Genomic DNA, 8,858 nt, shown 5'->3' with positions numbered 1-8,858 from the left:
GCCTTGCAGGCCGGCATCGAGCGCGGCCTTCGAGACGAAGGTCACCGAGGAGTTGGTGAGCGCCTTGCCGTAGGCGCCGAACATCGGCCGGTAGTGCATCGGCTGCGGTGTCGGGATCGAGGCGTTGGGGTCGCCCATCGGGGCGGCGGCGATCGAGCCGCCGACCAGCACCATCTCCGGCTTGACGCCGAAGAAGGCCGGGTTCCACAGCACCAGATCGGCGCGTTTTCCGACCGCCACCGAGCCGATCTCCTTCGACAGGCCATGCGCGATGGCCGGATTGACGGTGTATTTGGCGATGTAGCGGCGGACGCGGAAATTGTCGTTGTCGCCGGTCTCCTCAGGCAGCGCGCCGCGCTGGCGCTTCATCTTGTCTGCCGTCTGCCAGCAGCGGATCGCCACCTCGCCGACGCGGCCCATGGCCTGGCTGTCGGAGGAGATGATCGAGAAGGCGCCGGTGTCGTGCAGGATGTCTTCGGCCGCGATGGTTTCCTTGCGGATGCGGCTTTCGGCGAAGGCGATGTCCTCGGGGATCGATGGCGACAAATGATGGCAGACCATCAGCATGTCGAGATGCTCGGCCAGCGTGTTCACCGTGTAAGGCCTTGTCGGATTGGTCGAGGACGGGATGACGTTGGGCAGGCCGCAGACCTTGATGATGTCGGGCGCATGGCCGCCGCCGGCGCCCTCGGTGTGGAAGGCGTGAATGGTGCGGCCCTTGATCGCCGCGACGGTGTTCTCGACGAAGCCGGACTCGTTCAGCGTGTCGGTGTGGATCATCACCTGCACGTCATAGGCGTCGGCGACCGACAGGCAGCAGTCGATCGCGGCCGGCGTCGTGCCCCAGTCCTCGTGCAGCTTCAGCGAACAGGCGCCGGCAAGCACCATCTCTTCCAGCCCTGCCGGCAGCGAGGCATTTCCCTTGCCGGACAGGCCGATGTTCATCGGGAAGGCGTCGAAGGACTGGATCATCCGCGCCATGTGCCACGGGCCCGGCGTGCAGGTGGTGGCCAAGGTGCCATGCGCCGGACCGGTGCCGCCGCCGAGCATGGTGGTGATGCCGCTCATCAGCGCTTCCTCGATCTGCTGCGGGCAGATGAAGTGGATATGCGCGTCGAAGCCGCCGGCGGTGAGGATCTTGCCCTCGCCGGCGATGATTTCGGTGCCGGGGCCGATGATGATGGTGACGCCGTCCTGCATGTCCGGATTGCCGGCCTTGCCGATCGCCGCGATGCGGCCGTCCCTGAGGCCGATGTCGGCCTTGAAGATGCCGGCGGAGGCGTCGATCACCAAGGCGTTGGTGATGACGGTGTCGACGGCGCCTTGCGCGCGCGCCACCTGGCTCTGGCCCATGCCATCGCGGATCACCTTGCCGCCGCCGAATTTCACCTCCTCGCCGTGGAGGGTGAAATCCTTCTCGACCTCGATGATCAGCTCGGTGTCGGCAAGCCGCACCTTGTCGCCGACTGTCGGGCCGTACATCTGCGCATAGGCGGCGCGGGTAATTCTAGCCATCAGCACTTGCTCCCGAAAAGCGGCCCGATCGAAGGCGGGCTCCACATTGGCGCCACCCTATGGTCACGCAATGACCCGCTGGGCGACACCTTGTGTTCCCATTTGGCGGTTGAGGTGGGCGAGTCACCCCGAAACGACCGTTTGCCAAATCGATGGAAGGAAAATCCATGCGCAAAACGACACTTCTGGCGGCCGCCGCTGCCGCGATGCTGGCGAGTGCCGCCAGCGCCCAGCAGCAGCCTGCACCGCAGCCCGCGCCGACCGCTCCCACGGCGCCCAGCGCGCAGCCGGCCGTGCCGACGATCCAGAGCGTCAATATCGTCGACATCACCGAACTGCCCAAGGACACCCAGACGCAGGTCAACCAGGTGATCGCCGAGCGCGGTGAAGCCGGCCTGCAGAAACTGCGCAGCTCGATCGACGCGACGCCCAAGGTGAAGTCGGCGCTGGAAGCCAAGGGGCTCACCTCGGCGCAAGTGATCGCGGCCAGCATGAACACCGATGGTGCGCTGACCCTTATCACCAAGAAGGCGAGCTGACGCCGTGTCGTGGCGGGCCGGCACCTGGCCCGCCCATGGCATTAGAGAGGGAACCTTCGCCGGGCGGGAGTCGTTTCGTTCTTTTCGCGCTGCACCGCGTCCCGAAACGATCCCCCTCAGGAGCGAGCGATGGCGATCAACCCCTGTCCCGCTACAAGGCTGCAAAGTGCTGCCGCCATGGCGCTGCTGCTGGCAACGGCGCCCGTTGCCGGACTGAAGGCGCAAGGGCTCGAAAACAAGGAGACGGTCGACCGGATCGTCGGCTCCGAGGTCAAGCAAGAAGAGACCAAGACCACCGACGAGGCCGGCAAAGTCGCCACCGCGATCGACCGGACGCGCGAGAACATCGGCGCGGTGCGAAAGACCTCCAAGCTCGACAAGGTCGATATCGTGTTCCTCACCGACGCCGCGCGCAGCGAAGGCGGTCCGCCGCCGGTGATCGAGAGCAAGATCGAGCAGCATCGGGACGACATCGCGGAGCTGCGCAAGGAGATCGAAGCCAACGCGCTGCTGTTCAACGCCATCGATTCGCGGCGCGTGCAGGCAGAGGACGTCGTCGCCGTCGCCTTCGACGATCCGGGTAAGGTCGTCATTTATGCGGCGGCCAAGCCGCCGGGCTGAGCCGGAAGCGCGGAATGGACCGACAGCTCCAGGCGCCATCGACCTCACAGCTTGCCCATCACCTTCTGCTGAAAACCGTAGACCTCGCGCTTGCCGCCGAGCGGCACCAGCGTGACGTCGCGCTCCTGCCCCGGCTCGAAGCGGATCGCCGTGCCGGCGGCAATGTCGAGGCGCATGCCCCTGGCGGCCTCGCGGTCGAATTTCAGCCCTTCATTGGTTTCGAAGAAATGATAGTGGCTTCCGACCTGGATCGGCCGGTCGCCGCTGTTGGCGACTTTCAGCGTCAGCGTCGGCAGGCCCTTGTTGAGCTCGATATCGCCTTTGGCGGTGATGACTTCGCCGGGGATCATCGCCAACCCCACAGGACGCCGAATACGAGGCCGACGGCAACCGCCGCGCAAGCCGCGCCGGCGGCGCGGGCAAGGCTACGAAAGCGTGACCCGAGGCCGAGCGCGGGGGCGATGCCGGTGGCATGAAGCAGCGCGGTGGCGACGGCAAAACCTGCGATGTATTCCAGCCCGCCCGCGTTTTCGGGCACTTCAGTGCCATGGGCGTGGCCATGGAACAGCGCGAACAGGCCGATGATGGCGACACCGGCCGAGACAGGCAGGTCAACCGCAAGTGCCACCAGCAGGCCAAGCGCCACGACCGAGGCAAGAATGCCCGGCTCGACGAAGGGTACGGGCACCTGCATCATGCCGAGCGCGCCGCCCATCAGCATGACGCCGATGAAGGCCAGTGGCCACGCCCATATCGCCTTGCCGCCCTTGAGCGCCGCCCAGAGACCGACCGCGATCATCACCGTCATGTGGTCGAGGCCGGACAGCGGATGCATGAAGCCGGCGGCGAAGGACGAGGTCGTGCCGACTCCGACATGGGCATAGGCGGGCATCGCCGCCGCCAGCAGCATGACGGCAGTCAGCGTGGTGCGTTTCGTCGAAGCTGAGATCATCGATATATGCCTTCTCTTATGCCTTCTCTGGGGACGGTCAGGCGGCCACGCGGGGGCCGCAGCCCTCGGCCTTGAGCACGCGTTTGGTGGAAGCCGGGTATTTCTTCAGCATGGCCGCCGGCCGGATCGGCCGCGCCGTAAAATTGCCGCCGCAGTTCGGGCAGACGCCGCCGAGCACGTTTCCGGCGCAATCGGCGCAGAATGTGCATTCGAAGGTGCAGATCAATGCGTCCGTCGCCTCCGGCGGCAGGTCCCTGTCGCAGCATTCGCAGTTGGGGCGCAGCTCCAGCATCTTTTCCTCCTCAGCGTATCGGCTCGTGCACGGTCACCAGCTTGGTGCCGTCGGGAAACGTCGCCTCCACCTGCACGTCGTGGATCATCTCGGCGATGCCGTCCATCACCTGCGCGCGGGTGACGACATGGGCGCCGGCCTCCATCAGCTCGGCGACCGGGCGGCCGTCGCGGGCGCCTTCGACGACGAAGTCGGTGATTAAAGCGATCGCCTCCGGGTGGTTGAGCTTGACGCCGCGCTCCAGCCGCTTGCGCGCCACGATCGCCGCCATGGCGATGAGCAGCTTGTCCTTTTCCCTCGGCGTCAGGTTCATGCGTCTTCCCGGATTGGCGTATTCAGCTTCAGAGTGACCATAATTTGGGCAGGCCCGCCCGTCCGTTGAGCAATTCGACAAGCGGAACCAGCCGCTTGCGGAGCCGGTAGCCGTCCTCGGCGAACAGCCTCGCAAGAAGCTTGCCAGATTGGTTGACGGTCCAGACGCTGGCGCCGCCGGCATCGCCGATGATGGCGCGCGCCGGATCGAGGAAAGCCTCCGCCTGCGGCGAGACCATCAGCAGCGTCGCGACCGCGGCGGCGCCGCCGGCGACGGCGGGCCGGCCGAGCGCGGCTGCGATATCGGGTCCGATGCGGAAATCCTCGGCGTGAATGAGGGCGTCGTCCTGGCGGACACGCCAGCGGTCGTGGAAATTTCCCTGTGTCGTCCTTTCGCCCATGGCCAGGCGACCGAAGACGGTGGCCTCCAGCAGCAGCGCCTCGGCGTCGGCGGCAAGCTCTACGTCGAGGCTGCGGGCGAAAGCCGCCCGGTCGAAGACGATGGTTTCCTGCGGCAGCCAGGCGAGGCGGCCCGCTTCGCCAACATCGAGCTTCACCCGGATTTCGGCGCGGTCGGATGCGGCGCGATAGACCTTCTCGCAGGCCTGGGTGGTGATCGAGGCCGAAGCGCCGGCGCCGACTTGCACCTCCCAGGCGAGGCGGTCGCCGCCGGTCAGGCCGCCGGCGGTGTTGATCAGCACCGCCTCGAGCGGGTCGGCGGCGGTGGCCGGCATACGGATCTTGGCCGATCCATCCTGATAGAGGCGCTCAAGACGCGTACGGCCGCCCTTGTTGCCGCAGAAAAGCCTGGCTCGCCCCGCAACACGTTGCGCAGCCGGTGCTGAAGTCGAAACAGGGTTCATCATGTTCATGCCGCCAACGTTAAGCACTCCGGCGGCTTTGTCGATATATAGCTTGTTGCTTGACAGCGTTTCGGTTTCTATAGAGGGAGCCACCTTGGAATGGTCATGCAACGCCAGGCGGGGCATGAAGCGACGTCGACGAAGCGAATCCGGGGATAAAGGGGCGCTGGACAGTTGGCGTCGGGAAACGACAAAGTGGGGAAGAGACCGAATGGCTGATCAGCTGGCGACGGAAATCATCGCGAAGATCAAGGCTCATGCCGAGCCGGGCGGCGAAGAGATCACCACCAACACCGAACTGACCGCGCTGGGCATCCATTCACTGGAATTGACCGAGATCATCTTCGATCTCGAGGAACAGTACGGCATCGAGATCGAGATGAACACGGTCGATGCCTGGAGCAATCTGAAGAATGTCGGCGACATGGTCGAGGCGGTTCGCGCGCTGATCGCGAAAAAAGCCTGACCGCATGCTGAAACGCGTCGTCATCACCGGCATCGGCGGGCTTTGCGGCCTTGGCACCAATGCCGCCGCCATGTGGAGCGAAATGCGCGCCGGCCGCTCGGCCATCGGTCCGATCGATAATCCGCTGCTGCACGACCTGAAGGTCAAGATCGGCTGCGAGATCAAGGAACTGCCGGAGCACGGCATCGACCGCAAGCAGCTCGTGTCGATGGACCGTTTCAGCCTCCTGGCGGTGATCGCGGCGCGGGAAGCCATGCAGCAATCGGGATTGGCCACGCATGCGGACAACACCTACCGGATGGGTGCGGTCGTCGGCGTCGGCGTCTGCGGCTTTGAGGCGATCGAGGAGAACTATCGCGCCATCCTGATCGAAAAGAAGAACCGCGCCGGCATCTTCACCGTGCCGAAAGTGATGCCGGGCGCAGCCGCCGGCCAGGTCAGCATGAATCTCGGCCTGCGCGGACCGGTCTTCGGCGCCACCTCGGCCTGCTCCTCGGCCAACCACGCAATCGCTGCGGCCGTCGACCAGATCCGGCTCGGCCGCGCCGACGTCATGGTCGCCGGCGGCACTGAAGGACCACTGGTGTGGGGCGTGCTGAAGGGCTGGGAAGCGCTGCGCGTGCTGTCGCCCGAGACCTGCCGGCCGTTCTCGGCCGACCGCCAGGGACTGGTGCTTGGCGAAGGCGCCGGCATGGCGGTGCTGGAAAGCTATGACCACGCGATGGCGCGCGGCGCCACCATCCTTGCCGAAATCGCCGGCGCCGGCCTCTCCGCCGACGCCTCCGACATCGTCGCGCCGACCATCGAGGGACCGGAAGCGGCGATGCGCTTCTGCCTTGTCGACGCCGGCCTCAATCCGGAGGATGTCGACTATCTCAACGCGCACGGCACCGGCACCAAGGCCAACGACCAGATCGAGACGGCGGCGATCAAGCGCGTCTTCGGCGAGCATGTGCGCACGCTCTCGGTCTCCTCGACCAAGTCGATGCATGCGCATTGCCTCGGCGCCTCCGGCGGGCTGGAAATGATCGCCTGCGTGATGGCGATCCGCGACGGCATCGTGCCGCCGACCGCGAATTTCCGCGAGGCCGACCCGGATTGCGATCTCGACGTGACGCCGAATGTCGCGCGCGAACGCAAGGTGCGCACAGCGCTCAGCAACAGTTTCGCCTTTGGCGGCACCAATGCGGTGCTGGCGTTCAAGGCGGTCTGATAGCGTCGATCCCTGCCGGCTCATTTTTCGTTGACGGTCCGCCCCGCGCAACCGTGGCCGGCATATTGATCGAGGCGGACCCCGCGCCTAATTTTTGGCGACCCGCCACGACCCCGCCGTTCAGCGTGCATTCCCGTCCAGGAGCCTTCGATGACCGACCTGTCCGCCTTTCCGATCGCCAAGCGCTGGCCGGCCAAGTACCCCGAGCGCATCCAGCTCTATTCATGGCCGACGCCCAATGGCGTGAAAGTATCGATCGCGCTGGAGGAGATCGGCCTGCCCTACGAGCCGCATCCGGTGAATATTGGCAAGAACGAGAGCTGGACGCCGGAATTCCTGTCGCTCAACCCCAACGGCAAGATACCGGCGATGATCGATCCGAACGGCCCGGGCGGAGAGCCGATTGGCCTGTTCGAATCCGGCGCCATCCTGCTCTATCTCGCCGACAAGACCGGCAAGCTGATTCCCGCCGATCCCATCCGTCGCTACGAGACGATCCAGTGGGTGTTCTTCCAGATGGCGGCAATCGGGCCGATGTTCGGTCAGGTCGGCTTCTTCAACAAATTCGCTGGACGCGAGATCGCCGACAAGAGGCCGCTGGAGCGCTATCGCGACGAATCGCGGCGGCTGATCGGCGTGCTCGAAACCAGGCTCAAGGGCCGCAGCTGGATCATGGACGACGACTACACCATCGCCGACATCTCGATGCTCGGCTGGGTACGCAATTTGATCGGCTTCTACGAGGCGCGCGAGCTCGTCGGCTTCGACGATTTTCCGATCGTTGCGGCATGGCTGGAGCGCGGATTGGGGCGCCCGGCGGTGCAAAAGGGACTCACCATCCCGGCAAGGGGCTGATCCAGCTCGCCTGGAAGCGATCTCTCCGCCTACTTCGCCTTGGCTTTCGCGCCACCCTTGCCAATCACCGAAGCCGCGAGCCGCGCTGTGGCGGCCACCGCGCCGGTTGCAATGCTTGCCACGGTGCGGATCGGGCCCGACTTGGCGGCCGCCGGCTTGTGCGACTTCGGCGCCTTCACGGCGGCCTTGTGCACCGCGCCCGGCACCACCTTCTTGGGCGCCGCCTTGCCGAAGGCTGGCTTGGCATCCTTCGAGCGCTCGGCGATTGCCGGGCCGGCGCCGGTTTTCGCTTGGGTGGCCTTGCGCGGAGCTGCCTTGCCCTTGACGGGTTTTCTTGTGCTGGTAGCCATCGGACGAGTCCTTCAAACGACACAATCAGGATGTCGGCATAACGACCGGAAAGTCTTAAGGTTCCGCTCGGAAATTGCTGCAAATTGAACGAGTTCGCCTTAGCCCGGTTCGCCGATGACGAGATCGGCGACCCGCCGCCGGGCCAGCACGCGATCGATGTTGGGCATGTCGTTGGAGGCGATCCAGGCGCGGGCGTCCTCGTCGGAGCGACCATGGCCGCGCCAGCGCTCCATCAGGCGGCGCTCGAGCTCGCCCCGCGGCACGTCGACGAAGATGGTGAAATCGAACAGAGGCGCCAGACGGGACCAAGGCTCCTCGTCGAGCAGCAGATAATTGCCCTCGACCAGGATGAACTTGGTGTCGGCGCCAATGATTTCGGCCGCGGCGCGCGACAGTTCCATGCTGCGGTCGAACACCGGAATGGCAATGTCCGGCTCGCCCGAACGGATGCGCTTCAGCAGCGTCTCGAAGCCGCCGAAATCGAAGGTTTCCGGGGCGCCCTTGCGCCAGCGCAGGCCACGGCGGTTGAGCACGATATCGTCAAAGTGGAAGCCATCCATCGGCACGACTTCGGAAGCGCCTTCCGGCAGCAGGTCATGCAGCCTGCCGGACAGGGTCGACTTGCCGGCGCCCGGAGGTCCGGCGATGGCGACGATGAAGCGCTTGGCCTTGCCGGCGCGCTTGAAGATGGCGGCTGTGATATGGGCGATCTCGGACATCGGCGCCTTTCCGGTAGCGATTTTCGGCCACATCTTGGCGGCAGTCGGCGGAAATTTCAAACCCGCGCGGGATGCCCGGCGCTCAGGCCGGAACCGAGCGGCCAAGGCGCAGGAAATCCCCGTCGAAGGCGATCTCCCGAACCGTGCCGTCGGCACCGGC

Annotated in this window: 13 protein-coding genes; 5 read left to right on the top strand and 8 right to left on the bottom strand. The window is 65.6% G+C overall.

Translation table 11 applies throughout. From position 1 onward, the window contains the following. Positions 1 to 1,518, bottom strand: a 1,518-nt coding sequence (gene ureC, locus EN781_RS17360) for an urease subunit alpha (RefSeq protein WP_189347639.1), incomplete at its 3' end; no start/stop codon positions are given. A gap of 164 nt (positions 1,519 to 1,682) precedes the next feature. Here ureC and EN781_RS17355 point away from each other — a divergent pair. Further along, positions 1,683 to 2,054, top strand: coding sequence for a hypothetical protein (locus EN781_RS17355; RefSeq protein WP_126057052.1), 372 nt, complete (start codon positions 1,683 to 1,685; stop codon positions 2,052 to 2,054). A gap of 129 nt (positions 2,055 to 2,183) precedes the next feature. Beyond that, positions 2,184 to 2,675 (top strand): hypothetical protein, encoded by a 492-nt coding sequence (locus EN781_RS17350; RefSeq protein ID WP_126057053.1) that lies wholly within the window; start codon positions 2,184 to 2,186, stop codon positions 2,673 to 2,675. Positions 2,676 to 2,719: 44 nt separating this feature from the next. Here EN781_RS17350 and EN781_RS17345 read toward each other — a convergent pair whose 3' ends face one another. Genes EN781_RS17345 through EN781_RS17325 form a run of 5 tightly spaced genes read right to left on the bottom strand, consistent with a single transcriptional unit; the run spans position 2,720 to position 5,103 of the window. Beyond that, positions 2,720 to 3,025: an urease subunit beta gene (locus EN781_RS17345; protein ID WP_126057054.1), complete on the bottom strand. Its 306-nt coding sequence runs from the start codon at positions 3,023 to 3,025 to the stop codon at positions 2,720 to 2,722. Continuing rightward, entirely contained in the window at positions 3,022 to 3,627 is a 606-nt protein-coding gene (locus EN781_RS17340) for a HupE/UreJ family protein (protein WP_126057055.1), read from the bottom strand. The genes EN781_RS17345 and EN781_RS17340 overlap by 4 nt, the downstream gene beginning before the upstream one ends. Positions 3,628 to 3,664: 37 nt before the next feature. Continuing rightward, positions 3,665 to 3,919, bottom strand: a complete 255-nt coding sequence (locus tag EN781_RS17335) for a DUF1272 domain-containing protein (protein ID WP_126057056.1) — start codon at positions 3,917 to 3,919, stop codon at positions 3,665 to 3,667. 10 nt (positions 3,920 to 3,929) lie between these two features. Then, complete coding sequence (locus tag EN781_RS17330; RefSeq protein WP_095805092.1) at positions 3,930 to 4,232, bottom strand: urease subunit gamma; 303 nt, start codon at positions 4,230 to 4,232, stop codon at positions 3,930 to 3,932. A gap of 28 nt (positions 4,233 to 4,260) precedes the next feature. Continuing rightward, positions 4,261 to 5,103 (bottom strand): urease accessory protein UreD, encoded by an 843-nt coding sequence (locus tag EN781_RS17325; RefSeq protein ID WP_189347637.1) that lies wholly within the window; start codon positions 5,101 to 5,103, stop codon positions 4,261 to 4,263. Between the two features lie 202 nt (positions 5,104 to 5,305). Here EN781_RS17325 and EN781_RS17320 point away from each other — a divergent pair, with 202 nt between their 5' ends. The 3 genes from EN781_RS17320 (at position 5,306) to EN781_RS17310 (ending at position 7,628) form a co-directional block, all read left to right on the top strand. Further along, positions 5,306 to 5,560, top strand: coding sequence for an acyl carrier protein (locus EN781_RS17320; protein WP_126057058.1), 255 nt, complete (start codon positions 5,306 to 5,308; stop codon positions 5,558 to 5,560). Positions 5,561 to 5,564: 4 nt separating this feature from the next. Further along, positions 5,565 to 6,773, top strand: coding sequence for a beta-ketoacyl-[acyl-carrier-protein] synthase family protein (locus EN781_RS17315; protein ID WP_126057059.1), 1,209 nt, complete (start codon positions 5,565 to 5,567; stop codon positions 6,771 to 6,773). Positions 6,774 to 6,923: 150 nt separating this feature from the next. Then, complete coding sequence (locus tag EN781_RS17310; protein ID WP_126057060.1) at positions 6,924 to 7,628, top strand: glutathione S-transferase N-terminal domain-containing protein; 705 nt, start codon at positions 6,924 to 6,926, stop codon at positions 7,626 to 7,628. A gap of 29 nt (positions 7,629 to 7,657) precedes the next feature. On the opposite strand, the gene EN781_RS17305 is transcribed toward EN781_RS17310, so the two are convergent. Both EN781_RS17305 and EN781_RS17300 read right to left on the bottom strand, forming a co-directional pair. Next, positions 7,658 to 7,978 (bottom strand): hypothetical protein, encoded by a 321-nt coding sequence (locus EN781_RS17305; protein ID WP_126057061.1) that lies wholly within the window; start codon positions 7,976 to 7,978, stop codon positions 7,658 to 7,660. A gap of 99 nt (positions 7,979 to 8,077) precedes the next feature. Continuing rightward, positions 8,078 to 8,698 (bottom strand): nucleoside triphosphate hydrolase, encoded by a 621-nt coding sequence (locus EN781_RS17300; RefSeq protein ID WP_126057062.1) that lies wholly within the window; start codon positions 8,696 to 8,698, stop codon positions 8,078 to 8,080. Positions 8,699 to 8,858: the final 160 nt, after the last annotated feature.

It is taken from the genome of Mesorhizobium sp. M4A.F.Ca.ET.090.04.2.1, assembly GCF_003999085.1.
GTDB lineage: Bacteria > Pseudomonadota > Alphaproteobacteria > Rhizobiales > Rhizobiaceae > Mesorhizobium.
The sequence above is the reverse complement of the archived record's forward strand: the minus strand, read 5'-3'. Positions and strand labels throughout refer to the sequence as shown.

What these genes read in the sequence shown, in the direction of transcription:
- EN781_RS17355 (WP_126057052.1), top strand. Translation starts at nt 1,683, where the DNA reads ATGCGCAAAACGACACTTCTGGCGGCCGCCGCTGCCGCGATGCTGGCG.
- EN781_RS17350 (WP_126057053.1), top strand. Translation starts at nt 2,184, where the DNA reads ATGGCGATCAACCCCTGTCCCGCTACAAGGCTGCAAAGTGCTGCCGCC.
- EN781_RS17345 (WP_126057054.1), bottom strand. Translation starts at nt 3,025, where the DNA reads ATGATCCCCGGCGAAGTCATCACCGCCAAAGGCGATATCGAGCTCAAC.
- EN781_RS17340 (WP_126057055.1), bottom strand. Translation starts at nt 3,627, where the DNA reads ATGATCTCAGCTTCGACGAAACGCACCACGCTGACTGCCGTCATGCTG.
- EN781_RS17335 (WP_126057056.1), bottom strand. Translation starts at nt 3,919, where the DNA reads ATGCTGGAGCTGCGCCCCAACTGCGAATGCTGCGACAGGGACCTGCCG.
- EN781_RS17330 (WP_095805092.1), bottom strand. Translation starts at nt 4,232, where the DNA reads ATGAACCTGACGCCGAGGGAAAAGGACAAGCTGCTCATCGCCATGGCG.
- EN781_RS17325 (WP_189347637.1), bottom strand. Translation starts at nt 5,103, where the DNA reads ATGAACATGATGAACCCTGTTTCGACTTCAGCACCGGCTGCGCAACGT.
- EN781_RS17320 (WP_126057058.1), top strand. Translation starts at nt 5,306, where the DNA reads ATGGCTGATCAGCTGGCGACGGAAATCATCGCGAAGATCAAGGCTCAT.
- EN781_RS17315 (WP_126057059.1), top strand. Translation starts at nt 5,565, where the DNA reads ATGCTGAAACGCGTCGTCATCACCGGCATCGGCGGGCTTTGCGGCCTT.
- EN781_RS17310 (WP_126057060.1), top strand. Translation starts at nt 6,924, where the DNA reads ATGACCGACCTGTCCGCCTTTCCGATCGCCAAGCGCTGGCCGGCCAAG.
- EN781_RS17305 (WP_126057061.1), bottom strand. Translation starts at nt 7,978, where the DNA reads ATGGCTACCAGCACAAGAAAACCCGTCAAGGGCAAGGCAGCTCCGCGC.
- EN781_RS17300 (WP_126057062.1), bottom strand. Translation starts at nt 8,698, where the DNA reads ATGTCCGAGATCGCCCATATCACAGCCGCCATCTTCAAGCGCGCCGGC.